Origin of the sequence: Seongchinamella unica (assembly GCF_004354085.1) — a bacterium.
GTDB classification, from domain to species: Bacteria; Pseudomonadota; Gammaproteobacteria; order Pseudomonadales; family Halieaceae; genus Halioglobus; species Halioglobus unicus.
The window spans coordinates 114,103-139,987 of sequence record NZ_SMSE01000001.1; the positions used below are offsets into that span (position 1 = coordinate 114,103).

Sequence of the window (25,885 nt, forward strand, 5' to 3'; positions counted from 1 at the left end):
TTCCAAAGACTTTTGAGGGGTAATTTGCACTGAATCAATGGCAAATCCGGGACAGGGACCGCCAGCGCTTGCAAGCACGCACCCAGTGCGTTTTGCCAGGCAGGTTCCGGCCCTCTTTGCGGGCAGGGTCTGCCCCTCTTTACGGGCATAAAAAAACGCCCACCCGGCACTCGGGCGGACGTTTTTGACTCTGTCCTGACACCCCGGTTCCGGGGCACCTCCAGCTTAACGCTTGGAGAACTGGGGACGCTTGCGCGCCTTGCGCAGGCCGACCTTCTTCCGTTCAACCTCACGGGCGTCACGGGTGACGTAACCGGCACCGCGCAGGGTCGGACGCAGGGACTCGTCGTACTCCATCAGCGCACGGGTGATGCCGTGGCGGATCGCACCGGCCTGGCCGAAGCTGCCACCACCGGCAACGGTCACGTTGATGTCGAATTTGTCATTCAATTCAACAAGTTCCAGCGGCTGGCGCACAATCATCCGCGCCACTTCACGACCGAAATACTGGTCCAGCGGACGCTTGTTGATGGTGATATTGCCCGCGCCATTCTGCAGAAAGACACGCGCGGTGGAGGTCTTGCGACGTCCGGTTCCGTAATATTGGGTAGCTGACATAGATAATATCCGTTAAATGTTCAGTGCCTGAGGCTGCTGTGCGGCGTGGGGATGCTCGTTACCCGCGTACACTTTCAGCTTTTTGAACATGGCGCGACCCAGCGGGTTACGCGGCAACATGCCCTTGACCGCACCCTGGATAACACGCTCAGGGGCCTTGTCGATCAATTTCTCGAAGGAAATTGATTTCAGGCCGCCGGGGTATCCGGTGTGGCTGTGGTAAATCTTGTCGGTCGCCTTGGCGCCGGTTACACGTATTTTCTCAGCGTTGATCACGACGATGTAGTCGCCGGTGTCCACGTGAGGGGTGTATTCGGGCTTGTGCTTACCGCGCAGACGATGCGCAATTTCACTGGCCAGGCGCCCCAGGGTCTTGTCAGAGGCGTCGACCACGAACCAGTCGCGGGACACATCTTCGGCTTTAGCGCTATAAGTTTTCATCAATAACCGCCTCTTGGAGGGCTCCAATTTCGAGAGCGCGAATACTAACCAACAGACCACCCCTTTTCAAGCGGAAAAACGAATAATTTTCGCTACTTACCGCGGCGATCCGGGACCGCCGGAATGGCAATATTACCGCTTTTGCGGAGCCACCTCAGGGGCGGTGCTCGCGGGCCAGGTATTCGTGGGACTGCATCTCCTGCAGGCGCGACAGGGTGCGCTGGAACTCGAACTCCAGGCTGCCGCCGCTGTAGAGCTCCAGCAGGGGCTTTTCCGCGGCCATCACCAGCTTGACGTTGCGGTCGTAGAATTCATCCACCAGGTTGATAAAGCGACGCGCCTGATCGTTCAGGTCCGGGCCCAGTTCCGGCACACCGGAGAGCAATACCGCATGAAATATACGCGCCAGCTCGATGTAGTCCGCTGGCGATCGCGGACCATCGCAGAGCTCGCCAAAATCAAACCAGGCCACATCGTCCGCAAGACAGCGCACCGTCAGGTAGCGGCCGTTGATCTGGATGCGCTCCCAGTGCTTTCCCGCCTCCACCGCCAGGGCGTCAAAGCTTTCCCGCAGGCTGATATCGGCGGCCTCATCCAGCGGGCAGTGGTACAACTCGGCCTGCTGCAGGGTGCGCAGGCGATAGTCGATACCGGCATCCACATTGACGACCCGGGTATACTTTTCCACCAGTGCGATGGCGGGCAGGAAACGCTGGCGCTGCAGGCCGTTCTCGTACAGCTTTTCAGGCATGATATTGGAGGTGGCCACCAGGGTCACGCCGCGGGCAAACAGGGCTTGCATCAGGCCGCCCAGAATCATCGCATCACCAATGTCGGTGACAAAGAACTCATCGAAACAGACCACCAGGGCTTCCTCGGCCAGCCTGTCGGCCACCCGCTCCAGCGGATTGACCACCCCTTCCAGCTCAGTCAGTTCACTGTGGACGCGCTGCATGAAGCGGTGGAAGTGAACCCGCAACTTGCGCTCAAAGGGCAGACAGTCATAGAAGTTATCGACCAGGTAGGTCTTTCCCCGGCCCACGCCACCCCACAGGTAGAGGCCGACTTCCGGCTCCAGCGGCTGTTTGCGAAACTTTTTCAGCAGCGCGGCGAACCCGGACTCCCGGCTGCCGTGACGGGCCAGCAGGCGCTCGTACAAATCCTGCAACAGACGCACCGCCTGCTCCTGGGCAGGGTCATGGGAAAACCCCTCCCGCTGGAGATCGGACTGGTAGCGCTGCCAGGGTGTAGGCATCTGGTTTCCTGTGGGTGGATCCGGGCGCCACACTTTAACCACAGCCCCCGCAGATGGCAACGCCACACCGTTACCCTATGGCGCCCCGTGGATACGGGGTATACTGCCCTCCACTTCCCATCTCATCGGTAAGAGGAACACACCGTGTACAGCTTGACTATCGTTATCGTCGGGGCCATTGCCGGGCTCGTCGCAGGACTGGGCCTGGGCACACTGCTGGGGCGGCGCAGCTCGCCGGCCGGCCAGAAATATCGCGAAGTGGAGCGCAAGCTGGACCAGGTGTTGCAGGACAAAAAACGGTACGAGGACGAGGTGGTTGAGCATTTCACGGAAACTGCCCGCAAACTCAACAATCTCACCGAGAGCTACCGCGAAGTTCACAACCACCTTGCCAACGGCGCCGCGGAACTTTGCCACGGTAACGGCCCGGTGGTACTCGACAAGCTGCAGAACCCCACCGATCCGGCGGAGATTCCCGCCGACCTGGCGGTGATCCAGCCCCCACTGGACTATGCCCCCAAAACGTCGCCCGACGAAAAGGGTATGCTCAACGAGGAATTCGGCCTGGATCGCAATGCGCCGGAGGCGAAAACCGTGGAGACGCCGCGGGGCTGAACCGGGCCGTCCTCAGACCGGGTTATCCTCATCGAAGAACTGGTGTTGCAGGCTGAAGGCCTGCGCCAGCGCTTCTCCGACCGCCTGGACTCCGTAGCGCTCGGTGGCGTGGTGACCGGCGGCAATATAGGCAATTCCCTCTTCCCGGGCGGTATGCACCGTGGGTTCGGAAATTTCGCCACTGATGAACACGTCGGCACCCGCTTTCACAGCAGCGTCAATGTACGACTGGGCGGCGCCGGTGCACCAGGCCACCCGCCGCAGTGGCCTGTCGCGCTCGCCGATCAGCAACGGCTGGCGACCGGTCAGTGATTCCAGCCGCCGGCATAAGTCGCCCGCAGCGATCTCCAGCTCGCCCACATTCCCTACCGATGTCGGATCCTCAGGCTGCAGCGGTTCGGGAGCACTGATCCCCAGCAGCTGGCCCAGCCTGGCGTTATTACCCAGCTCCGGGTGGGCGTCCAGCGGCAGGTGGTAGGCCAGCAGGCTGACATCATTGCCCAGCAGTGCCGCCAGCCGGCGCCGCTTCATGCCCACCACCGGCTCCGCCTCGCCTTTCCAGAAATAGCCGTGGTGTACCAGCAGCGCATCGGCGCCCCAGGCGATGGCCCGGTCCAGCACCCCCTGGTTGGCGGTCACCGCCGTCGCCAGCCGCCGGAGAGTGGGCCGGCCCTCGACTTGCAGCCCATTGGGACAATAGTCGCGGTACCGCGCCGGTTGCAGGACGTCGTCGAGCCACTGCAGGGCCGAAGAGAGGGAGGTGCTCATACTTGCTATTTCCTGTTCGCGGGGAGTCCGCTTCATATACAATGGCGAAAAAGTCCGCTGACAGCGGAACCACTCAGGGCCTAACTTTACCCCAGGACAGGGCTTAGCCACTACATGAAGGACAGCCTCAAGTTTTTTGCCTGGCCGGCTATCGCCGGTCTGCTGGCCGCACTGCTGATTCTCGACCGCTGGGTACTGCCCGGCGGCGGACAGGGTGGTCACGGCACGAGTGCGCCTGTGACCTACGCTGAGGCGGTCAACAAGGCCAGCCCATCGGTGGTCAACATCTACATCGCCAAGCTGGTCAACCCCGGCAACAACCCCCTGCTCTACGAACGCATGGCCAGGCGCATGCCCCGCCAGCGTATTGAACGGTCACTGGGCTCCGGTGTCATCATGACCGGACAGGGGCACATTCTCACCAACCACCACGTGATCGCCGGCGCCGACGCCATCCAGGTCTTACTGCAGGATGGCCGCACTGCCAACGCGCGCGTTATCGGCACTGATACCGCCACTGACCTGGCGGTGCTGAAAATCAACCTGCCGGACCTGACGCCGGTGGAACTGGGAGACTCGGATCGCCTCCGTGTCGGTGATGTGGTACTCGCCATCGGCAATCCACTGGGCTTTGGCCATTCGGTGACCCAGGGCATTGTCTCCGCCCTGGGACGGTACGGGCTACAACTCAACGCCTATGAGGACTACATCCAGACCGATGCCATTATTCACCAGGGTAACTCCGGCGGCGCACTGATCGACACCTACGGGCGGCTGCTGGGCATCAACACCCTGATCTACACCTCCAGCAACGCCAGCGGCACCTCCGCCACCGGTATCGGGATCAGCCTGGCCATACCGATCAGCCTGGCGACCTACGTCATGCACGACCTCATCGAATACGGTGAGGTCATTCGCGGCTGGCTGGGGGTCAGCGTGGAACCCATCAGCCTGTCCACGGGCGGGCAACAGCAGGCATTGATGGTGGCGGCGGTCGCCGACAACAGCCCGGCCCAGCGGGCCGGCCTGCAGCTGGGAGATGTCATCACCCATATCGATGGCGAGGCGGTCGAGAATGGCCGCCAGACCATGCTCCAGATTGCACGCCTGCGGCCGGGAGACACCATCGGTATATCCATCCAGCGCGACCAGCAGAGCATGGACCTGAGGACCATCGTCGGGGTCCTGGGCCCAAGCAGCCCCGCCAACTAGTTCAGGTTGCGCTGTCGCCCGGGGCCTCGAGACGCATTTCCGCGCTGCGGGCGTGGGCCGTCAGTGACTCGCCCCGGGCCAGCACCGAGGCGACCCGTCCCAGCTGTTGCACACCCTGCTCACTGCACATGATCAGCGAACTGCGCTTCTGGAAATCGTAAACCCCCAATGGGGAAAAAAACCGGGCGCTGCGGGAGGTGGGCAACACGTGGTTGGGACCCGCGCAGTAATCGCCCAGGGACTCCGAGGTATATGGCCCCATGAAGATGGCGCCCGCGTGACGCACCTGTGGCAGTAGTTGCTCCGGATCGGCCACCGACAGTTCCAGATGTTCCGGGGCCAGCCGGTTGCTGATGCTCACCGCCTCCTCAAGGTTGCGGGTCAGGACCAGCGCGCCGCGAGCGGCCAGAGAAGCGCGGATAATGTCCGCCCGCTCCATCTGCGGCAACAGTTTGTCGATACTGGCGGCCACCGCATCGAGATATGCGGGGTCGGGGCAGAGCAAGATGGCCTGGGCATTTTCGTCGTGCTCGGCCTGGGAAAACAGGTCCATGGCCACCCAGTCCGGGTCAGTGCTGCCATCGCAAATCACCAGAATCTCGGAGGGACCGGCAATCATGTCGATGCCCACCCGGCCAAACACCAGGCGCTTGGCGGTCGCCACATAAATATTGCCCGGGCCGACAATTTTGTCGACCGCGGGAATCGTTTCAGTCCCGTACGCCAGGGCCGCCACCGCCTGGGCACCGCCAATGGTAAACACCCGGTCGACCCCGGCAATCGCCGCCGCCGCTAACACCAGGTCATTGAGCTTGCCCGCCGGCGACGGCACGACCATCACGATGTTCTCCACCCCCGCCACCTTGGCCGGAATGGTGTTCATCAACACCGATGAAGGGTAGCTGGCCTTACCGCCGGGGACGTAGACGCCGGCGCTTTCCAGGGCGTTTATCTGCTGGCCCAGCAGGTTGCCGGCGGCGTCGTGATACTGCCAGCTGTCCTGCATCTGGTGCTGGTGATACTCCCGTATGCGCCCGGCAGCCTGCTCCAGCGCGGCGCGATGTTCAGCGGATACAGCCGCCAACGCCTGCCGCAGGCGTTCCGGGCCGACCTCAAGGTCGGCGACACGCTCCGCCGGCAACTGGTCAAAGCGCCGGGTATATTCCAGGAGCGCCTGATCGCCCCGCGCGGCGATATCGGCGATGATCTGGCGCACGGTGTCATTGACCGCGAGGTCGAGTTCTTCTTCCCAGGCGGTAAGCTGCTGCAGGCGGTGGTTAAAGTCGGCCGCGCTGGAATCCAATCGCTGCATGGGCATATCAGGGCGACTCCACGGCGGCGGCGAGGCGATCGATGAGGGACTGGATACTCTGGTAGCTGGAACGCATGGCCGCCTTGTTGACGATCAGCCGGGAACTGACACTGGCGATCTCATCCAGCGGTTCCATGCCATTGGCCCTGAGGGTATTACCGGTGTCAACAATGTCCACGATGAGGTCTGCCAGGTCCATCATTGGCGCCAGTTCCATGGCGCCGTACAGTTTGATCAAGTCGGCGTGAACGCCCTGGCGGGCGAAGTAATCCCTGGCCACATTGACGAACTTGGTGGCCACCCGGATCCGCGAACCACCAGGCTCCCACCCCACCGGGGCCGCGGTCATCAGCCGGCAGCGGGCGATCCCCAGGTCCAGGGGCTCATAAACACCGCCGGCACCCTGCTCCAGCAGGATATCCTTGCCCACCACACCCACATCTGCCGCGCCGTGACGAACATAGGTGGGAACATCGGTGCCGCGGATCACCACCAGTTGCACACCCTCGGCAGTGGTATCGAAAATCAGCTTGCGGCTCTTGCTGATATCCTCCAGCGGGGCGATCCCCGCCTCCGCCAGCAGCGGCAGGGTCTCCCTGAGAATGCGCCCCTTGGTGAGGGCGATAGTAATGGATTCACTCATAGTCAGCCCGGTACGCGGCGGATGTCCGCCCCCAGTGATTGCAGTTTTTCCTCGATGGTCTCATAGCCCCGGTCGATATGGTAAATACGCTCTACTTCAGTGGTCCCTTCCGCGACCAGGCCGGCGATAACCAGGCTGGCCGATGCCCGCAGATCAGACGCCATCACCGGTGCACCATTGAGCTTTTCCTGCCCGGTGATGATGGCGCTGTGCCCCTCGATCACGATATTCGCGCCCATCCGGTTCATTTCATGGGTTTGTATCAGGCGGTTTTCGAATATGGTTTCGGTCACCATACTGGTGCCCTCGGCAACCGCGTTCATCGCAGTAAACTGCGCCTGCATATCGGTGGGAAAGCCCGGGTGTGGCGCGGTCTTGATATTCACTGCTCGGGGTCGCCGCCCGGCCATGTCGAGCTCGATCCGGTCTTCATCCTGGCGAATACTGGCCCCCGCCTCTTCCAGCTTTTTCAGCACGGCCTCCATGTCCTGGGCGCAGGCACCGTGCAACCGGATCCTGCCGCGAGTGGCGGCAGCCGCGACCAGGTAGGTGCCGGCCTCGATCCGATCCGCCATTACCCTGTAGTTACAGCCGTGCAACCGCTCAACCCCGTCTACCACGATCGTGTCGGTGCCATGGCCACTGATGCAGGCCCCCATGGCGATCAGGCAATTGGCGAGATCCACGACTTCCGGCTCCCGGGCTGCATTTTCAATGGTGGTGCGACCCTCCGCCAGCGTGGCTGCCATGAGGATATTCTCGGTACCGCCCACCGTGACCGTTTCCATCACAATGTGGGTGCCGCGCAGTCGACCATCGATACTGGCGTTGATATATCCGCCGTCCACCTCGATTTGCGCACCCATCGCCTCCAGCCCGCGCAGATGCAGGTCCACCGGGCGACTGCCAATCGCACATCCACCCGGGAAAGAGACATGGGCCCTGCCGAAGCGGGCAAGCATGGGACCCAGCACCAGGATCGACGCCCGCATGGTTTTGACCAGTTCGTAAGGGGCAGAAAACTCGCTGATCGTGCTGGCATCAACCTCAACATTGAGTTTTTCATCGACCGTCAGGGTCACGCCCATGCAGCCGAGCAGTTCGATCATGGTGGTGATATCGTGCAAGTGCGGCAGGTTGCCGACGATCACCGGCTCTTCCGCCAGCAGGGTGGCGGCGAGAATCGGCAGGGCCGCATTCTTGGCACCGGAAATCCGTAAATCCCCGGCCAGCGGCCTGCCACCCCGGATCAGTAGCTTGTCCATGTCATTCAGCCCTGGCTATTCAGCCCCGGGCCTGCCACTCGTCAGGCGTAAAGGTATGGATGTTGACCGCATGGATACTGCCCTCGGCAATCTCTGTGCTGAGGGCGCCGTAAACCAGCTGCTGTTTTTTCACCGGGCGCAGGCCCTCGAATGCAGCCCCGATGGCTGTAATGTCATAGTTCGCGCCTTCGCCCTGCACGTGAAACTCACAGTCGGGCAGGTGGGTTTGCAGCAAAACCTTGACGGTAGCGGCATCCATAGTGATCTCCAGATCCGGTAACAGGTATTCGGCGTAGCCGGGGAATGCATCCCCCGCCACAGAAAGCGGCATTTTAGGAGAAAACGCCGGTATAAGCGACCGCGCTGGCCGGGGCAGTGGCCGCCCGCCCTGCGCCGGGCGGGCGACAGGTGAACGGGCGAGGCCTGGCAGCCAGGCCTAATCGTCCAGTTCTACCGTGGACCACTGGTCGATAACCGCATCCAGGTCCCCGTTTTCCTTGCGCGCCGCCGCCTCGAACTGGTTGCGGTATATCTCTCCCAGGTTGATATTTTCGATAATCATATTGCGCAATTTCCAGTCACCCTCTCTGTCGCGGCCCATCTGGTACATCACCACGTAGGGCTCAGCCTGGTCGGAGAAAATCAGCTGCTCCACCGAGGCCCTGGATTGCTCGGCCTCATCGAGCGACGGTTTGGAAATTTCAATCCGGGAGCCACTGAACGCCAGCAGTCCCTTGCCGTAAGTGCGAACCATGCCCTCGCGCATGACGCTCGAGAACCGGTCCAGTTGATCGCGCAACTGTGCCCGACCCGCTTCGTCCAGGGAGCGATAACGCTCACTGGTGGCATAGGCGCCCATGACGCCGCGGGCAAAACCACGAAAGTCCACAACACCGTCGAGGATACCCTGGATGGCACTGTAGTAGCGCTCGGGGTCCTCATCGGCATAGCTTCGGGCTTCTTCCACCACCGCCATCACCTCGGCAGTGGTCTGGCGCACGATTTCGTGGGCGGTCGCCGCGGCAGCCTGCGCCCGCGCGCCCAGCATCAACAGGCACAGGGCAGCCATTACCCAGGATATTTGTGACTTGAACCTCATTTCTGATCCCCGTTTGAATTATTGCTACTATTCACCGTCGCAGTGCCCTGTATAATCCGCGTTGAACACAATAGGCGTCCCATGCAGGCTGCTGCATCTGGTTCATGAGACAACAGCCTTGCTCCCGCAGTTCCGGCACACAGCGCGGCGCATACTTTAACAGGAAAAAGGTACATATGCTGTTAGCTGCCGCAGCCATTTTGGTCGGCTTTATCATCCTGATCTGGAGCGCGGACCTGTTCGTCGCGGGCGCCGCCTCGATCGCCGAAAACCTGGGTATGTCACCCATCATCATCGGCCTGACTATCGTTTCCCTGGGCACTTCCGCACCAGAGATCCTGGTTTCCCTCACCGCCGCCATGTCCGATGCGGGGGATCTGGCCATCGGCAACGCCATCGGCTCGAACATCGCCAACATCGGCCTGGTGCTGGGGATTACCGTGCTGGTGGCGCCGATGATGGTGCACGAGAGCTGCATGAAAAAAGAAATGCCCGTGCTGTTACTGGTTACCTTCGGCGCCGGGATGCTGCTCATCGATAGGGAACTGTCCAACCTGGATGCCGGCCTGATGATAGGGGCCCTGGCGCTGATCATCGTGTACATGGTACGCAGCCAGCAAAAGGACGCGGTATTGCTCGAGGAGGCGGAAGAGGAGTACCTGCACCACCTCAGCCCGCTGCGCGCCTGGCTCACGTTCGCGCTGGGCCTGATCCTGCTGATCGCCAGCTCACGCATGCTGGTGTGGGGCGCGGTGACGATCGCCGAGACCCTGGGCGTGTCCGAGCTTGTTATCGGCCTGACCATTGTCGCCATCGGTACCAGCCTGCCGGAGCTGGCGGCCACCATCGCCAGTGCACTGCGCGGTCACACCGAAATCGCACTGGGCAATGTCATCGGCTCCAACCTGTTCAACCTGTTGGCGGTGATGGCCATACCGGGTATTGTCGGCCCCGAGAGCCTGGAACGCGCGGTGATCACCCGCGACTACCCCACCATGACCTTCCTCACCGTATTCCTGGCGCTGGCCATTTTCATCAGCCGCAAACGCAGCGCCTCCAAGCAGGGCCACTCCTACGTGGGTCGTACCGTGGGCATGTTGTTAGTGTCTTTCTACGCAGGGTATTATTACTGGCTGTACCTCAGCCTCTGATCCGGACCCCAAGACTATGACGGAATCTCCGTCCACCACTTTCAGCAGTTCAGCGCTACGCACCATCAGCATGGAAGCGGCTGCGGTCTCCGCCCTGTCAGAGCGTATCGGCGAGGATTTCGAACGGGCCTGCCGGCTATTGCTGGCCTGCCGTGGTCGCGTCATCGTGACCGGCATGGGAAAATCCGGTCATATCGCCCGAAAAATAGCCGCCACCCTTGCCAGCACCGGCACCCCGGCCCACTTCGTGCACCCCGGCGAGGCAAGCCACGGCGACATGGGCATGATTACCGGCGAGGACGCCGTTATCGCCCTCTCCAACAGCGGAGAAGTCGGTGAAGTCCTTACCCTGTTGCCGTTGCTGAAGCGTCTCGGCACCAGCATCATCGCCATGACTGGCAACCCCGACTCCACCCTGGCAAGGGCCGCCGATGCCCACCTGGATACAGGCGTGGAAACCGAAGCCTGCCCGCTGGACCTGGCCCCGACATCAAGCACCACCACGGCACTGGTCATGGGCGACGCCCTGGCAATCGCCCTGCTCGAGGAGCGCGGTTTTACCGCGGAGGATTTTGCCTTTTCCCATCCCGGTGGAACGCTTGGCAAAAAGCTGCTGCTGAAGGTCGGCGATGTCATGCAGACCGGCGACGCCGTTCCCCGCGTTACCGCCAGCACCACACTTTCTCGCGCACTCCTGGAAATCAGCAGCAAGGGGCTGGGCATGACCACCGTCACCGATGAACAGGACCGGCTGGCGGGCATTTTCACCGACGGCGACCTGCGCCGTACCCTGGACAGGCAGGTAGACATCAATACCACCCCCATGTCAGAGCTGATGACAACCGGCGCCAAAACAGCCACGCCCGGAATGTTGGCGGCGGAGGCACTGCACATCATGGAAGAAAACGAAATCACCTCTCTGGTCGTCGTTGACGACAGTGGCGATACCTGTGGCGTTATTCACCTGATGCACCTGCTGCACGCGGGTATCGCCTGATTGCCATGACTGACCTTACCCGCCTTGCTCAAAACCTCAGACTGCTGGCCCTGGACGTGGACGGCGTGCTCACCGACGGGCGCATCCACTACGGCAACGACGGCGAGGAACTGAAGAGCTTCAGCATCAAGGACGGGCTGGGCATTAAACTGCTGCAGCGCGACAATATCGAGGTGGTCATCATCACCGGCCGCCGTTCAAACATCGTAGCCCGTCGCGCCAGCGAACTGGGCATCAGCGAAGTGATACAGGGACGGGAAGACAAACTCACTGCCCTGCAGGAAATTTGTCAAACACGCGAACTGCGGCTGGAGGAGTGCGCCTACATGGGGGACGACCTGCCCGATCTGGCGGCGGTAAAGGCTGCCGGTCTCGGTATGGCCCCGGCCGACGCTGTGGAGCAACTGCGCACTGCCGCCGACTGGGTCAGCGAACAGGGCGGCGGTGCCGGCGCCGTTCGCCAGGCCGCCGAGCAATTGCTGCACTGGCGAGGTACGCTGCCGGACATCCTGGCGAACTTCGGCTGATGCCCAGACTACCCCTGCAAATCCTGTTGGCCATTACCCTGCTGGTGGCCGCCGGTTATTTCTGGCGGCCACAGACGGCCGGCACACCCGATGTTCAAACCACGCAGCGACAGCGGGAACTGCCGCAAACCTACCTGCAGAGAGTCCGGGCCTGGAGCTTTGATGAGCAGGGCCGGTTAACCGACATCGTCGAAGCAAAACAGCTTGAACAGTTCCCCAGGCGCAATCTGTCGCTGATCAGCCAGCCCCGCTACTACGCCCACAGCGGCGACGACAAGACCTGGTCCGCCAGCGCCGCCAGGGGCCGCGGCGACGACCGACGAAACCGCCTGCTGCTGCGCAAGGACGTGGTACTGGTCCACGACCAGAGCGGCACCCGCCTCGACACCCATGCACTGGATATCGACCTGGACCAGCAGGTCGCCACCTCCGACCGCAGGGTTACCGTCGTCCAGGGCAACAATCGCACCGTCGCAGACGGTATCGAGGTACGTATGGAAGATGAAACCATCATTATGAAACCCAACGTGGAGAGCATTTATGCGCAGCTGCCTTGAGCGACTGATGCCCGCACTGGCACTGGTCTACAGCCTGGGCCTGCCAGCGGCGACCTGGGCCCTGCCAGACGACCGGGACCAGCCGATTCGAATCGAAGCCGACGAGGCACTGCGGGATGAAAAACAGGGTTTCACCCGGTACCAGGGTAACGTGCGCATGGACCAGGGCAGCCTGCATATCGAGGCTGACCAGCTGACCGTTTTCCATGACGACAAGGAGGCGGACCGGGTAATGGCAACGGGTAAACCGGCAAAGCTGCAACAGCAACCGGAGGTGGACAAGCCTCCCATCAAGGCCAGTGCCGATACCATCGAGTACTTCAAGCGCGAGGAGCGGGTACAGTTGCGCGAAAACGCCTACATTGAACAGGACGGCTCAATTGTTACCGGCGACTCAATCGATTACCTGATGAATGAGCAACTGGTCAAGGCCGGCTCAGACAAAACCAGCGAATCAAGCCGGGTGAAGGTCATTATCCCCGCGGCCACCCTCAACCAGGAGGAACCGGACAGTGGCGCGCCTGACAGCGAATAACCTTGCCAAGTCCTACCGCGGCCGCGAGGTGGTCCGGGACGTTTCCCTGCAAATCGACAGCGGCCAGGTGGTCGGGCTGCTGGGGCCCAACGGAGCGGGCAAAACCACCTGTTTCTACATGATCATCGGCATCATCCAGGCCGACCGCGGGGTCATCGAACTCAACGGCGAGGACATCACTGCCCTGCCCATGCACGAGCGGGCCCGTCACGGGGTGGGCTACCTGCCCCAGGAAGCGTCCATTTTCCGCAAACTGTCGGTCGGCGATAACATCCTCGCCATTCTCGAGACGCGTCCCGACCTGACCCGCCAGCAGCGGCTGGAACGACGCGACCAGCTGCTGCAGGAATTCCATGTACAACACCTGCGGGACAGCCTCGGCCAGGCGCTCTCCGGCGGCGAAAGGCGCCGGATCGAGATAGCGCGGGCACTCGCCGCGGAGCCTGATTTCATCCTCCTGGACGAGCCGTTTGCCGGCGTCGACCCGATTTCCGTCAGCGATATCAAGCAGATCATCAATCACCTCCGGGACCGGGGCATCGGAGTCCTGATCACCGATCACAATGTGCGCGATACCCTGGATATCTGCGAAAAGGCCTACATCGTCGGCGAAGGTCACATTATCGCGTCCGGCACCGCAGAGGATGTGCTGGCCAGCGAGCACGTGCGCCGGATTTACCTCGGCGACCAGTTCAAGCTCTGAAACCGGGCTGCAACGACAGCCTGGCATTGTCAATAAGCAAATTTCGCGCCAAGCGCTTGCAGGCCCTCCATCTGCAGCGCTACACTGCCCTTGTTGTTTGACCATGGCGCCTGGCATCTCCCGGCGCCTGAGGCTTTACCAGACACCTGATGAAACAATCGCTACAGCTAAAACTTGGCCAGCAGCTGACCATGACGCCTCAGCTACAGCAGGCCATCCGGCTGTTGCAGCTTTCCACCCTGGACCTCCAGCAGGAAATCCAGCAGGTCCTGGACAGCAATCCCTTGCTGGAACTCAGCGAGGACGAACCTGCGGCAGAAGTCAGCCCCGCCGAGGACAGTAAACCCGGTACCAGCGACGGTCCCCTGGAGAGCCTGGAGCAATCGGCGGAATGGGACAGCGGTCCTGCGACCGCCACCGGCGAAACCTCCGAGTCCATGCCGGATGACCTGCCGGTGGATACCCAGTGGGATGATCTGCTGCCTTCCAGTTCGTCACCCCCAGCCCCGGGCGCCGACGACCAGCCCGACGGAGATTTCGAGGCCCGCAACGCCCCCCCGGAAAGTCTCCAGTCACACCTGCTGTGGCAGCTGAACCTCACCCGGCTGTCAGACATCGACCGCTTTATCGGCCTCGCCATTATCGACGCCACCGACGGCAATGGCCGACTGCAGTCCTCACTGGAGGAGATTCACGAATCCTTCGATCCGGAGCTGGATATCGACTTTGACGAGGTGGTGGCAGTACTGCATCGCCTGCAGCAATTTGAGCCGGCGGGGGTGTGTACCCGAGATCTGCAGGAATGCCTGCTGGTGCAATTGCAGCAGCTGCCGGCCACCACCCCTCACCTGGAACAGGCACGGCTGATATTGAATCGTCACCTGCCCCAGTTGGCCAGTGGCGATTTCAACCAGATACTGCGTCGCACCCGGTTGAAGGAACATCAACTGAAGGAGGTGATGGCGCTGATCCAGACACTGGATCCCAACCCCGGGGAAACTTTCGCTCCCCGTGAGGTCGAATATGTCGTGCCGGATGTTTTTGTCAGTAAACGGGAGGGACGCTGGTTGGTGGAACTCAATCCTGATATCGCTCCCCGACTGCGGATAAACAGCACCTACGCAGGCATGATCAAGCGCGCCGACAGCAGTTCTGACAATACCTTCCTCAAGGATAACCTGCAGGAAGCCCGCTGGTTTCTCAAAAGCCTGCAGAGTCGCAACGAGACCCTGTTGAAGGTCGCCACCCGGATTGTCGAACACCAGCGCAACTTTCTCGAATACGGCGAGGAGGCCATGAAACCGCTGGTACTGGCGGAGATCGCAGAAGCCGTGGAAATGCACGAGTCCACCATTTCCAGGGTCACTACCCAGAAGTACATGCACACCCCACGGGGTATCTTCGAGCTCAAGTATTTCTTCTCCAGCCATGTTGCCACCACCGCCGGGGGAGAGTGTTCGTCAACGGCCATCCGGGCGCTTATCCGCAAACTGGTTGCCGCGGAAAACCCGCGCAAACCCCTCAGTGACAACAAGATCACCCAACTGCTTGAAGAACAGGGCATCAAGGTCGCCCGGCGCACGATCGCCAAATACCGGGAAACCCTGCACATCCCGCCCTCGAATGAACGCAAGCGGCTGGTCTAGCAGATGACCAGATCCGGCCGCGAAATAATCCCGCCGCTGCCCGGCAGTGGTCTAGACTTTGAAAATAAAAGAAAATCCGGCATTGCCGGTCCTGGCTCCGGCCGGGCTAACCCGAAGAAGGAGCGATAATATGCAACTCAATGTCAGCGGACACCATGTAGAGGTCACCGATCCCCTGCGGGAGTATGTGGAGACCAAGTTCGAACGACTCCAGCGACATTTCGACCAGATCACCAATACCGATGTCACCCTGATCGTCGAAAAGATGGTGCAAAAAGCCGAGGCCACCGTGCATATATCCGGGGCCGATCTGTTTGCCCAGGCTGAATCCGAAGACATGTACGCAGCCATTGACGCCCTGACGGATAAGCTGGACCGTCAGTTAATCAAACACAAGGAAAAATCCAGGGGCCACTAGGCCGCTCACTGTTTATCACATGCAACCCTTAGCCCAACTGCTGACCCCGGAGCGCACAGCCTGCCAGGTTCCGGGGCTCAGCAAAAAACGACTGTTTGAAACCCTGGCCCGCATTATCAGCGACGACCAGTTATCCCTGTCCTACGATGAAGTGTTCAGCCAGCTCATTGGCCGCGAGCGACTGGGCAGCACCGGCCTCGGGGAAGGGATCGCCATTCCCCACTGCCGCATTGGCAATTGCAGCCAGCCTGTGGGTACCCTGATCACCCTCAGTGAGCCGATCGAGTTTGACGCGCCGGACAACCAGCCCGTGGACCTGGTGTTCGCCCTGCTGGTGCCTGAGGAAGCCAATCAGCAACACCTCGATACGCTGGCCTCCCTGGCCCGCCTGTTCAGCCAGAAGGACTTCTGCGACCAGTTGCGCGGCGCCACTGACGTCGCGACCATGTACGAACTGGCCGTGAGCGCCCGGGCGATCGCGTCCTGACATGCAGCTGATTATCATCAGCGGTCGCTCCGGATCGGGCAAAAGTACCGCCCTGCACCAACTGGAAGACGAGGGCTACTACTGTATCGACAACCTGCCAGTCTCCCTCCTGCCGGCGCTGGTAGACAAGGCCAGCCGGGAGGAGTTCGGACACTTCGAAGGCATGGCGGTCTGCATCGATGCCCGCAACGCCTGGAAAGACCTGGCCAATTTCGGCCCCGTCATGGACAGTCTTCCCGGGGAAGTCAGATCGGAGATACTGTTTCTCGATGCCCAGGATTCGGCACTGATCAAACGCTTCTCGGAAACCCGGCGCAAGCACCCGTTGAGCTCGGACACCATGCCCCTGGCGGAGGCTATTGACAAGGAGCGCCTGCTACTGGAGCCAATCGCCGGTGTCGCCTCGCTCACCCTGGACACCAGCCAGATGACGATTTACGAACTGCGCGATGCGATCAAGCAGCGGCTGCTGGGCGCCCGTTCCGGCAACATGTCGGTACTGATCCAGTCCTTCGGCTTCAAGCGCGGCGTACCCACGGATGCCGATCTGGTATTTGACGTTCGCATGCTGCCAAACCCCCACTGGGTCAAGGAACTGCGGCTGAAAAACGGCCTGGAAGACCCGGTCAGGGAATTCCTCGAGGCCCAGCCCAGCACCGGAGAACTGTACGACGACATCAGGGGCTTCCTGGATCGCTGGCTGCCACGCTACCGCGACAGCAACCGCAGCTACATGACCGTGGCGATCGGTTGTACCGGAGGGCATCATCGTTCGGTATACTTGGCCGATCGCCTGTTCCAGCATTACCGGCAAACCTACCCGGGCATTCACATCAGACACAGGGAACTGCAGTAAGTGATTGAAACCCAGGTCACCATCGTCAATAAACTGGGTCTGCACGCGCGGGCCGCGGCCAAATTCGTCAGCTGCACTTCCGCCTTTTCCAGCAAAATCCATGCGGGCAAGGACGGCAATATGGTGGATGCCAAGAGCATCATGTCAGTCATGATGCTGGCGGCAGGCAAGGGCACAGTTCTGGACCTGAAGATCGACGGACCGGACGAGCAACAGGCGCTGGACGCCCTGACCACGCTGATCGCCAACCGCTTTGATGAGTCCGAATAAGCTCCCCCGTAACTAATCCCGTTGTTGCTCTGGCCGGATTCCCGGATAATCTTTCAGCAGAGGGCCACCGCCCACTGACCATCGAGAGTACATCGGCATGCCACAAAATGTAGCCACACCAAACCAGACCCTGGACAGGCTGACGCTGGCCCTCGACAGCGGCGCCCTGGTGGATGTCCGGCGTATGCTCAACGGTCTTGCCCCGGGAGAAATTGCCCACCTGCTGGAGTCCTCGCCGCCCAAGTTCCGCAACATCCTGTGGCAGATGATCGAGGGGGATCAGGAGGGCGAGGTTCTCGGCGAACTCCCCGATGACCTGCAGGCCCACTTCCTGTCCCGCATGGACGCCGCGGAAGTGGCGACCATCACCGAGGGGCTGGAAGACGACGATATCGCCGACATTCTCCAGCAGTTGCCGGACCGGGTCACCTGGGAAGTCCTGAACCACATGGACCACCAGGACCGGGCGCGGCTGGAGAGCGTCATGCTCTACCCGGACGATGTCGCCGGTGGTTTGATGAACACCGACACTATCACCATCCGGGCCAGCCTGACGCTGGAAGTGGTCCTGCGCTACCTGCGCCGTCACGAAGAAATCCCGGAGATGACCGACAACCTGATCGTGGTCAACCGGTCCGACCAGTTCATCGGGGTACTGCCACTGCGCACCCTGCTGGTTTCCGATCCCAATGTCAGCGTTCGCGAGATGATGGTCACCGACATCGACCCGATACCGGTGAATATGCCCGATTACGAGGTGGCGCGGTTGTTCGAGCACAACGACTGGGTCTCCGCCCCGGTGGTAGACGACAGCGGCAGGCTGCTGGGCCGTATCACCATTGATGACGTGGTGGACGTTATCCGGGAGGATGCCGACCATTCGTTTATGTCCATGGCGGGTCTGGATGAGGAGGAGGACACCTTCGCCTCCGTCGGCAAGGCCGCACCCAAGCGCGCCATCTGGCTGGGCATCAACCTGATCACCGCTTTTATCGCCGCCTCGGCGATTAACATGTTCCAGGACACCATCGATAAAGTGGTCGCCCTGGCCGTGCTGATGCCCATCGTCGCGTCCATGGGCGGCATCGCCGGCACCCAGACCCTGACCGTACTGGTGCGTGGCATCGCCATGGGCCAGGTCAGCAGGAACAACCAGAACTGGCTGCTCAGCCGCGAGGTCACCATCGGCCTGCTCAACGGTCTGCTCTGGGCGGCCGTGGTCGCCGTCGCGGCCTCGCTCTGGTTTGATGACTGGAATATAGGCCTGATTATTGCCGCCGCCATGATGATCAACCTGGTGACCGCGGCCTTTACCGGTGCCGCCCTGCCGCTGCTGTTGACCCGAATGAGTATCGATCCGGCACTGGCAGGGGGAGTGGTGCTGACCACGGTTACCGACGTGGTGGGCTTCGTTTCCTTCCTGGGCCTGGCAACCCTGTTTTACGCCTGAGTAAGTTATGCAAGATCACCCCGACAACAGCGAAGAAGAACTGGAAGAAGGCCCCAGCAAAACTGCGGTCAAGCGGCAGATGCACGCCCTGCAGGACCTCGGGAAAACCCTCAGCGGGCTGAACGACAACCAGCTTGCTCAAGTGCCCATAGAGGATGACAAGCTACTGGATGCGCTGCGCGAAACCCGGCGTATACGCAGTAAAAATGCGCTCAAACGCCACCTCCAGTACATCGGCAAGCTGATGCGAGACGTTGACCCCGAGCCCATTGAAGCCGCCTTGGATGAGATGCGCAGGCCGGCGCGGGAGGCCAATGACCTGTTTCATCAACTGGAACAACTGCGTGACGAAGTGCTGGGTTCGGGCGTGGCGGGCGTCGAGATCATACTCGGTCGCTGGCCGGAGGCAGACCGGCAGCAGCTGCGCCAACTGATACTGCAACACCAGCGGGAACTGGCCAAGGGCAAACCACCGGCGGCCAGCCGCAAGCTGTTCCGCTATCTCCGGGAATTACTGCAGACCTACGGGGCTTCGGGCTGAGCGGATGGCGGCGCTGATGCCGGCGTCACCGGCACCACTGAATTGGGATCTGCCGGGGTATCGGCGCCATTGGTCAGGCGCACCTCGTCATCGAAGATGCGATCGAAGTTAACCAGCGGGTCATCCCAGGTACCCTCGATTCGGTAGACGCCACTGGACAGGCGATTGACCTGTTTTTCAAACACCTTGCTCACCACAAACACCCCGGCGGCAACCGGCAGGCCACCGGCCAGGGCAGCAACCCACGGCAGGTTATTGGCCACCGGCAACGTCGCCACCAGTTCCCCATCGAGGCTGCGACTGGCAATATCCGATACGCCGCTCATGGCGAAGGCGCTGGAGCTGCCCTGGACCGTCAGATCCAGCACTTCCAGGCTGCCGCCGTGAAACAGTATCTCTCCATCCATGGTGTGAAAATTGATCCCGGATTCAAACATATGGGACAGGCTGAGGCTGGATACGACGTCAGCCAGGTTAACGATTTCCACCACCTGCAGCGCTCCGGCACCGGCCGGGGTCTGCAAAAATCGCCCCGCTTCCACATCCACGCCGATCCGGCCCTGCAGCCGCGCCAGCGCAACCGCCTGCGGCGGGCCGGGCCAGTTCAGCTCAAGGTCAAGACTGCCCTGCTCTGTTTCCAGGAAGCGGGCGTAACCCAGGGCTTCCAGGGTATTACCAAAATCAGCAAAGCGGGGCGCGGCCTGCAGTGAGGTGCCCTGTCCAGGGATCCACACCAGACCCGTCGCCTGCCCCGGTGACAATTGCAATCCCGCTACTTCGCCGGCAATATCCCTGGCCCGCACAACGCCGTCCTCGGACTCGAGCACCAGTTGCAACTGGCCGATAGCCCGGCCATTGTGACGCAACTCGTTCACCTGGACATCGATAACCGGCAACTGCAGATCCCCGGTTCGGACGCTGGCGTCCGCCGTCTCACCCTCGCCGGCAGGCGGTGACAAATCCAGGTAGTCCAGGGTCAGGCGGGCACTGCCGTCGGCGTCCTGGCGATACACGCCCTGCAGGCGCTCGATACCGCCTTCGACCTGCCAGCCGGAAGCATCCAGCGCCAGGTTGAAGTCCACGTCGCTGTACTCGCTACCCCACAACAGCAGTCGGTCCGCATGGGCCTGGTCGATGACCAGGCGCAGGCCGTCCCCAGCGGGCGCGGCCAGCGCTTCATTCGGGTCAACGGGTGCATTGGGATCGGGCGCGGAGGCCGTTGTTGCCGGCAACAGATACTGGTCGGTAAACGCCAGCCAGCCGTCCACGTCAATCAGGGAGGCGTGACCTGACACCTGCAACTGGCCGTCGCGCAGCCCGGGGGGATGGGTGTTTACCCCCAGTGCGGCTCCCTGCAGGCTACCACCGGTAATATCCAGCTGCAGCGAGAGCTCCTGCCCCAGTGCGATACCCAGAACCATGTCCTCCCGCCCGAGGGGCAGAGCCAGCTCCAGCGGAACCTGCTGGTCCGGGTCCTTGCGCCAGGGTCGCGGCAGGTCCAGGGCCATGCCCTGCAGGGATGAATGCAGGCTCAACAGGGGCACTTCTCCGGGCAGCACGGATATCGTACCACTGACCTCGGTCCGGCCGTCCGCCAGCGCCAGCGCATCCTGCTGCAACCAGCGTTGCAGAGCGCTTGCCTCCACTGCACCCGCCAGGCCGACCTCGACCGCCGATTGACTGAAACTGAAGCCGGCGTCCTCGCCCAGCAGGGAGCGCTGCCCGACTTCCAGCCGGACAGCCTCGCCCCAGAGTTCGCCTTCGATGTCCCGCGAATGGAATCCCTGGCGGGAGTCGTAGTTCAGCTGACCGGAAAGATTATCCACCGACAGCCTGCCGGGGTTGACCAGCAGGTCCACCTGGTGGAGATCCACCTGGACGTCAACCCGGGGAGGCTCACTCTTGTCCGCCAGGTTCAACTCCAGCTGCAGCTCCGTCGCCAGTTCACCGCTGGCACGCCAGTTACTGAAGGCGTCCCTGGTCAATCGTCCCAGCAGGGAGTCATTCACCGCGCGCAGGCCGTCTTCGGCACTGCCGACCACCCGGCCATCGATCGCCAGGCGCATCCGGGCGTCCTCGCCCAGCCAGGCCTCGGCCGAAAGCCGCTGTACTGTTGAATCGTACATTTTCGCGCTGTCGGCCCAGACACTGACATTCGTATCGTCCAGCAGCACCACTCCCCTGACCCCGCTGACCGGCGGCCAATCGGGATGGTAGACCAGGGAGGTATTATTGACATTGAGCATCAACTGCACCGTGCGCAGATCGCTCGCTCCGCGCTTCAGGCTGCCCCTCCAGACAAAGCCCGCCTGCTCCACTTCGCCTTCTCCCACCGCGGTGGAGAGCCAGTCCAGCAGGTTCTGGTTGAGGGTGTAGGGGATATACTTGACCCTGTGGATAGGGTGGGAATTGGCCAGCCCCACCATCAGGTCCATTTCCAGCCCCACCTCCGTTTTGCGCAACGGGATATTGAGAGCAAACAAGGCCTGGGCCGTACCTTCCACCCCGGAGGCGGTAATCAGGCCACTGTGCAGCAGCAGGGCATCGGCATCCCAGCTCAGCCCCAGGGTCCCGTGGAAGTCGTCGTAATAGAGCGGCTGTTTGTACAGCGTTGGAAAGGACATGGTGAACTGCTGGCTGTCGATCACCACATAGCCGCCATTTTCTGACAACTCGAAATAACCGGTACCGGATGTTATCCCGGGCGCACCGCGCCAGGAGTCGACCTGCAGGCGATCAAAATTGCCCTCGACATCCCATTCCGACAGGGGATCGGTATAGTCGCCCACCCCCACCTGCAGCGCAGCCAGTTCACCGCGGGGCGCCAGGGTGGCAAACACCGATTGCAGGGTTGCAGGCATACCCGGCAGTGACTGCAAGATCCGGTTGAGTGGTTCCAGTTCCAGGGCGGCGGTTCGCAAGCGCGCAGAACTGCCCCAGATATCCAGTTGCAGGCGGGATATATTGACCTCGACCTCACCGGCGCTGGCATTGAAATTATCGGCGAACAGGGTGCGGCGATTTTTGTCCTGCTCCAGGGTCGCCTGGAAGGAGAGCGCATCCAGTGGCACCGACCACTCACCCTCCCCGGGCTCCAGCAGCAGGTCGTAAACCTCGATATCCATGTCCAGGCCGGCCTCACCACGGTCCCAGGTGAGCCAGAATTCACTGTCCAGGCGACCACTGACCCGCAGTGCCGGCTGGTTCGACAGCATCTGCGAAACCGCGCCCAGGTCCCCCGCATCCAGTCTCACATACAACACACCCTCGAACTCCCCCGGACTGAACGGATTCCCCAGGCCACTGCCCATCAGGTGAATGTCGGTACCTGCGGTAGACAGCATATCTGCGCGCAAACGCCGGACACTGCCATCCCTGGCCAGGTGCAGGTCCAGGGAAAAATCGCGCTGTTCTCCACCAGGCAGCAGCAGGGCAAGGCTGTTGTCACGCAGGGTGACGAACTCAATATTCAGCAAAAAATCCTGCAGCCATCCGCCCAGCTCGCCACCGCTGCCGGTTATCCCCGGAATCACCAGCTGACCATCGGCCGTCAGCTCGCCTGTAAGCTCCAGGCCCTCAAGCTGCACTGAGGTAAACTGCAAACTGCGAGTGGCGATGGAATTGGGCACATCAATGCCGATGCGGCCGCCAGACAGCTGCAAGGGCGCAGCCTCCTGGTCCGGCGGAACCAGTTCCAGGCCGTCGAGCAGGATCTCCGGGGTGAAGGAGTGCCATTCACCGCTGATGCGTTCAGCGTTTATCTGCAGGGGTAAGCGCCGATTGAGTTCGGCCAGCACCTGGTCCTGCCAGCTCTCCAGGTTACTGCTGAGCAGGCGCCCGGCACTGACGTAGGTGGCCAGCAGCACAATTGCCAGCACCGCCAGGCCCCACAGGAGGCTACTCAGTTTGTGAAAAATCGATTGCTGCAAGTGTCTGTGTCTCGGGTTCGTCGCCGGGGCGTGCCCACGCTGCCTAGAGCAGCACTATATCGAAGTGTTCCGGGTTATTGTCAGGCTCGACCCGGAGAGTGATAGTTTTACCGATAAACTCCTGGAGATCTGCAACATTGGCGGATTCCTCGTCCAGCAGGCGGTCAATGACCCCCTGAGTGGCCAGCACCATCAGCGTGTCGTTGTCATAGGCCCGGGCGTCACGCATGATCTCCCGGAAAATCTCGTAGCAAACGGTTTCCGCGGTCTTCAGCACGCCCCTGCCGTTGCAGACAGGACAGTCCTCGCACAGCAGCTGCTCCAGGCTTTCCCGGGTGCGCTTGCGGGTCATTTCTATCAAACCCAGCTCCGAGACACCGGTTATCTTGTTACGGGCCGGATCGCGGGCCATGGCCTTCTCCAGTGCCCGGTGCACCTGCCGCCGGTGCTCCTCGTCGCGCATGTCGATAAAATCGACAATGATAATGCCACCCAGGTTGCGCACCCGCAGCTGGCGGGCCAGCATGGATGCCGCCTCCAGGTTGGTCTTGAATATGGTCTCTTCCAGGTTGCGCCGGCCCACATAAGAGCCGGTATTCACATCGATGGTGGTCATCGCCTCGGTCTGGTCAATAATCAGGTAGCCGCCGGACTTGAGTTCTACCTTGCGGCTCAGGGCCCGCTGCAACTCTTCCTCGATGCCGTGCAGATCGAACAGCGGGCGCTCTCCCGGGTAGTGTTCCAGCAGCCCGGATACCTCGGGCATATACTCGGCGCAGAACTCCTGCAGGGCGGTGAAGCTTTCGCGGCTGTCTACCAGAATGCGCTCGACGCCCGGGCGGGCCAGGTCGCGCACAGTGCGCAGGTGCAAGGCCAGGTCGGTGTACAGCAGTTCGGCCTTGCGCGCGGCCTTGGCACGCCGGGACACTGCCGCCCACAGGCGTTTGAGGAAGCGCAGGTCGGCCCGTATCTCGTCCAGGCCGACGCCTTCGGCGGCGGTGCGCAGAATATAGCCGCCCTCCCCGCTCATCTCCTCCAGCTCAAGCCCCTGTGCCAGCAGCTGCTGCAGGCGCTCACGTTCCTCGGCGTCGTCAATACGCTGGGATACTCCCACGTGTCTGCTCTGGGGCATGAACACCAGATAGCGTGAGGAGACCGATAATTCGGTGGTAAGGCGGGCCCCCTTGCTGCCCAGGGGGTCCTTGGTCACCTGGACGATGACTTTCTTACCCTCGTGGAGGAAATCACCGATCGCATCGGAGGCACGAGAGCGGCTCTCTGATCCCGGGACGTAGATGTCCGACACATGAATGAAACTGGTGCGCTCGGCGCCGATATCGACAAAGGCCGCCTGCATACCCGGCAACACCCGGACCACTTTGCCCGCATAGATATTGCCCACCATGCCCTTACTGGCACTGCGTTCGATATGAATATCCTGGGTGGCCCCGTTATCGACCACCGCCACCCGTGTTTCCATGGGTGTTACGTTGACCAGGATTTCCTCACTCACTCTTTACCTCCAGCGCGCCGGCAATACCCCGCGCCGACAGCAACCGCCAGGTCTGGGCGAGGGGCAGGCCCACCACATTACTGTAGCTGCCCTCAATGGAACTGACAAAAGCCCCCGCCAGGCCCTGGATGCCATAACCGCCGGCCTTGTCCCAGGGCTCGTCGGTAGCGAGGTAAGCCTCGCACATTTCCCGGCTGAGCTGGATAAACTCGACCCGGGTCTCAACCAGCTCACCCTCGCTGCCCCCTTCGGGCGTGTGCAGGCAGAGGCCGGTGAGTACCGAGTGGCTGCGTCCACTGAGTCTGGCCAACATGCCCAGGCCTTCAAACCGGTCCGCGGGCTTGCCCAGCACATCCTCGTCGATGACGACCGAGGTGTCGGCCGCCAGCACCGCGATTTGCTCCCCGCCGTGGCGGGCAGCCACGGCCGCGGCCTTCTCCCGGGCCATTCGCAACACGTAGTCGCCGGGCTTTTCCCCATCCCGCCGGCTTTCATCGATGTCGGCGGGCTCGCAGCGGTAGCTCACGCCAATCTGGTCCAGTAATTCACTGCGGCGGGGGGACGCGGAAGCTAGAATCAGGTCCATATCAGGTCACCCGGAAACTGCGGCGCATACCACGCAGCAAATGAAGAACGAAAGGCCAGAGCAGGGCGCTGGAAAACGCCGGTAACAGGAACAGCATTGTTGTCGCGCCAGCCCCTTCCAGATTCTGCACCCACTGGCAGATCATCTGGTTGATACCCACCAGCACGAAGACCACGCCGGACTGCTGGATCACGCTGAACACCCTCAGTCGCTGGTACAGCAGCAAGGCCAACAGGGCGATGACAACAAGGGCGAAAGCGTTCTGCCCCATCACCGCACCCTCGACGACATCGAACATCAGGCCCAGGCCAAGCGCCGTCACCAGGCCCACCCGATGGGGCAGCGCAATGACCCAGTAAATCAGCACCAGGGCCACCCACTCCGGTCGCCCCCAGGCAAGCCACTGGGGCAGGGGCAATACGGCCAGGCAGAGGGCGCAGAAGAAGCTGGCAAGTATCAGCCAGTAGCCATGGGGCCCCTGGTCGACCAAG

General features: G+C 61.7%; 28 protein-coding genes. 15 read left to right on the forward strand and 13 right to left on the reverse strand.

Annotated elements, in window-relative coordinates:
• Nucleotides 1–225: 225 nt before the first annotated feature.
• The 3 genes from rpsI to zapE all read right to left on the reverse strand — a co-directional run bounded on the left by rpsI (nt 226) and on the right by zapE (nt 2,314).
• Nucleotides 226–618 carry a 30S ribosomal protein S9 gene (gene rpsI / locus E2F43_RS00485; RefSeq protein ID WP_133208919.1) on the reverse strand — a complete coding sequence of 131 codons (393 nt, stop codon included), beginning with the start codon at nt 616–618 and terminating at the stop codon, nt 226–228.
• Between the two features lie 12 nt (nt 619–630).
• Nucleotides 631–1,059 carry a 50S ribosomal protein L13 gene (gene rplM, locus E2F43_RS00490; RefSeq protein ID WP_133208920.1) on the reverse strand — a complete coding sequence of 143 codons (429 nt, stop codon included), beginning with the start codon at nt 1,057–1,059 and terminating at the stop codon, nt 631–633.
• A gap of 154 nt (nt 1,060–1,213) precedes the next feature.
• On the reverse strand, nt 1,214–2,314 hold the full coding sequence (zapE, locus tag E2F43_RS00495; protein ID WP_133208921.1) for a cell division protein ZapE: 1,101 nt from the start codon (nt 2,312–2,314) through the stop codon (nt 1,214–1,216).
• A 144-nt stretch (nt 2,315–2,458) separates the two neighbouring features.
• On the opposite strand from zapE, the gene E2F43_RS00500 reads away from it, so the two are divergent.
• Nucleotides 2,459–2,929, forward strand: a complete 471-nt coding sequence (locus tag E2F43_RS00500; protein ID WP_133208922.1) for a Z-ring associated ZapG family protein — start codon at nt 2,459–2,461, stop codon at nt 2,927–2,929.
• A 12-nt stretch (nt 2,930–2,941) separates the two neighbouring features.
• Here the strand turns inward: E2F43_RS00500 and E2F43_RS00505 are convergent, their stop codons facing one another.
• Entirely contained in the window at nt 2,942–3,697 is a 756-nt protein-coding gene (locus tag E2F43_RS00505; RefSeq protein WP_133208923.1) for a Nif3-like dinuclear metal center hexameric protein, read from the reverse strand.
• 114 nt (nt 3,698–3,811) lie between these two features.
• On the opposite strand from E2F43_RS00505, the gene E2F43_RS00510 reads away from it, so the two are divergent.
• A complete protein-coding gene (locus E2F43_RS00510) occupies nt 3,812–4,909 on the forward strand; it encodes a S1C family serine protease (RefSeq protein WP_133208924.1) in 1,098 nt (365 codons plus the stop codon).
• A gap of 1 nt (nt 4,910) precedes the next feature.
• Here E2F43_RS00510 and hisD read toward each other — a convergent pair whose 3' ends face one another.
• The 5 genes from hisD to E2F43_RS00535 form a co-directional block, all read right to left on the reverse strand.
• Nucleotides 4,911–6,227: a histidinol dehydrogenase gene (gene hisD, locus E2F43_RS00515; RefSeq protein WP_133208925.1), complete on the reverse strand. Its 1,317-nt coding sequence runs from the start codon at nt 6,225–6,227 to the stop codon at nt 4,911–4,913.
• 1 nt (nt 6,228) lies between these two features.
• Nucleotides 6,229–6,864, reverse strand: coding sequence for an ATP phosphoribosyltransferase (hisG, locus tag E2F43_RS00520; RefSeq protein ID WP_133208926.1), 636 nt, complete (start codon nt 6,862–6,864; stop codon nt 6,229–6,231).
• Nucleotides 6,865–6,866: 2 nt separating this feature from the next.
• On the reverse strand, nt 6,867–8,129 hold the full coding sequence (gene murA, locus E2F43_RS00525) for a UDP-N-acetylglucosamine 1-carboxyvinyltransferase (protein ID WP_133208927.1): 1,263 nt from the start codon (nt 8,127–8,129) through the stop codon (nt 6,867–6,869).
• Nucleotides 8,130–8,148: 19 nt separating this feature from the next.
• Complete coding sequence (locus tag E2F43_RS00530) at nt 8,149–8,460, reverse strand: BolA family protein (protein ID WP_238946676.1); 312 nt, start codon at nt 8,458–8,460, stop codon at nt 8,149–8,151.
• Between the two features lie 105 nt (nt 8,461–8,565).
• A complete protein-coding gene (locus tag E2F43_RS00535) occupies nt 8,566–9,228 on the reverse strand; it encodes an MlaC/ttg2D family ABC transporter substrate-binding protein (protein WP_133208928.1) in 663 nt (220 codons plus the stop codon).
• A 176-nt stretch (nt 9,229–9,404) separates the two neighbouring features.
• Here E2F43_RS00535 and E2F43_RS00540 point away from each other — a divergent pair, with 176 nt between their 5' ends.
• The 13 genes from E2F43_RS00540 (at nt 9,405) to yjgA (ending at nt 19,366) form a co-directional block, all read left to right on the forward strand.
• Nucleotides 9,405–10,379 carry a calcium/sodium antiporter gene (locus E2F43_RS00540; protein WP_133208929.1) on the forward strand — a complete coding sequence of 325 codons (975 nt, stop codon included), beginning with the start codon at nt 9,405–9,407 and terminating at the stop codon, nt 10,377–10,379.
• Between the two features lie 16 nt (nt 10,380–10,395).
• Nucleotides 10,396–11,376 (forward strand): KpsF/GutQ family sugar-phosphate isomerase, encoded by a 981-nt coding sequence (locus E2F43_RS00545; protein WP_133208930.1) that lies wholly within the window; start codon nt 10,396–10,398, stop codon nt 11,374–11,376.
• Nucleotides 11,377–11,381: 5 nt separating this feature from the next.
• Nucleotides 11,382–11,903, forward strand: a complete 522-nt coding sequence (locus tag E2F43_RS00550; protein ID WP_133208931.1) for a KdsC family phosphatase — start codon at nt 11,382–11,384, stop codon at nt 11,901–11,903.
• The gene (gene lptC / locus E2F43_RS00555; RefSeq protein WP_133208932.1) at nt 11,903–12,460 is read left to right on the forward strand and encodes an LPS export ABC transporter periplasmic protein LptC; all 558 of its coding nucleotides are present in this window, start codon (nt 11,903–11,905) and stop codon (nt 12,458–12,460) included. The genes E2F43_RS00550 and lptC overlap by 1 nt, the downstream gene beginning before the upstream one ends.
• Nucleotides 12,444–12,995 (forward strand): lipopolysaccharide transport periplasmic protein LptA, encoded by a 552-nt coding sequence (lptA, locus tag E2F43_RS00560; RefSeq protein WP_133208933.1) that lies wholly within the window; start codon nt 12,444–12,446, stop codon nt 12,993–12,995. The genes lptC and lptA overlap by 17 nt, the downstream gene beginning before the upstream one ends.
• The gene (gene lptB / locus E2F43_RS00565) at nt 12,973–13,698 is read left to right on the forward strand and encodes an LPS export ABC transporter ATP-binding protein (protein WP_133208934.1); all 726 of its coding nucleotides are present in this window, start codon (nt 12,973–12,975) and stop codon (nt 13,696–13,698) included. Before lptA ends, lptB begins: the two co-directional genes overlap by 23 nt.
• Nucleotides 13,699–13,847: 149 nt before the next feature.
• Nucleotides 13,848–15,344, forward strand: a complete 1,497-nt coding sequence (locus tag E2F43_RS00570) for an RNA polymerase factor sigma-54 (RefSeq protein WP_133208935.1) — start codon at nt 13,848–13,850, stop codon at nt 15,342–15,344.
• A gap of 130 nt (nt 15,345–15,474) precedes the next feature.
• On the forward strand, nt 15,475–15,762 hold the full coding sequence (gene hpf, locus E2F43_RS00575; protein WP_133208936.1) for a ribosome hibernation-promoting factor, HPF/YfiA family: 288 nt from the start codon (nt 15,475–15,477) through the stop codon (nt 15,760–15,762).
• Nucleotides 15,763–15,781: 19 nt separating this feature from the next.
• Entirely contained in the window at nt 15,782–16,249 is a 468-nt protein-coding gene (gene ptsN, locus E2F43_RS00580) for a PTS IIA-like nitrogen regulatory protein PtsN (RefSeq protein WP_133208937.1), read from the forward strand.
• Nucleotide 16,250: 1 nt separating this feature from the next.
• Nucleotides 16,251–17,105 carry an RNase adapter RapZ gene (gene rapZ, locus E2F43_RS00585; protein WP_133208938.1) on the forward strand — a complete coding sequence of 285 codons (855 nt, stop codon included), beginning with the start codon at nt 16,251–16,253 and terminating at the stop codon, nt 17,103–17,105.
• Nucleotides 17,106–17,375 carry an HPr family phosphocarrier protein gene (locus tag E2F43_RS00590; RefSeq protein WP_133208939.1) on the forward strand — a complete coding sequence of 90 codons (270 nt, stop codon included), beginning with the start codon at nt 17,106–17,108 and terminating at the stop codon, nt 17,373–17,375.
• Nucleotides 17,376–17,472: 97 nt separating this feature from the next.
• On the forward strand, nt 17,473–18,825 hold the full coding sequence (gene mgtE / locus E2F43_RS00595) for a magnesium transporter (RefSeq protein WP_133208940.1): 1,353 nt from the start codon (nt 17,473–17,475) through the stop codon (nt 18,823–18,825).
• 7 nt (nt 18,826–18,832) lie between these two features.
• A complete protein-coding gene (yjgA, locus tag E2F43_RS00600) occupies nt 18,833–19,366 on the forward strand; it encodes a ribosome biogenesis factor YjgA (RefSeq protein ID WP_133208941.1) in 534 nt (177 codons plus the stop codon).
• Here yjgA and E2F43_RS00605 read toward each other — a convergent pair.
• The 4 genes from E2F43_RS00605 to mreD are packed head-to-tail and all read right to left on the reverse strand — an operon-like array spanning nt 19,348 to nt 25,884.
• Nucleotides 19,348–23,295, reverse strand: coding sequence for a YhdP family phospholipid transporter (locus tag E2F43_RS00605; protein ID WP_133208942.1), 3,948 nt, complete (start codon nt 23,293–23,295; stop codon nt 19,348–19,350). The genes yjgA and E2F43_RS00605 overlap by 19 nt on opposite strands.
• 43 nt (nt 23,296–23,338) lie before the next feature.
• Nucleotides 23,339–24,808 (reverse strand): ribonuclease G, encoded by a 1,470-nt coding sequence (gene rng / locus E2F43_RS00610; protein WP_133208943.1) that lies wholly within the window; start codon nt 24,806–24,808, stop codon nt 23,339–23,341.
• Nucleotides 24,801–25,394: a Maf family protein gene (locus tag E2F43_RS00615; protein WP_133208944.1), complete on the reverse strand. Its 594-nt coding sequence runs from the start codon at nt 25,392–25,394 to the stop codon at nt 24,801–24,803. The genes rng and E2F43_RS00615 overlap by 8 nt, the downstream gene beginning before the upstream one ends.
• Nucleotide 25,395: 1 nt before the next feature.
• Complete coding sequence (gene mreD / locus E2F43_RS00620; RefSeq protein WP_133208945.1) at nt 25,396–25,884, reverse strand: rod shape-determining protein MreD; 489 nt, start codon at nt 25,882–25,884, stop codon at nt 25,396–25,398.
• Nucleotide 25,885 lies beyond the last annotated feature (1 nt).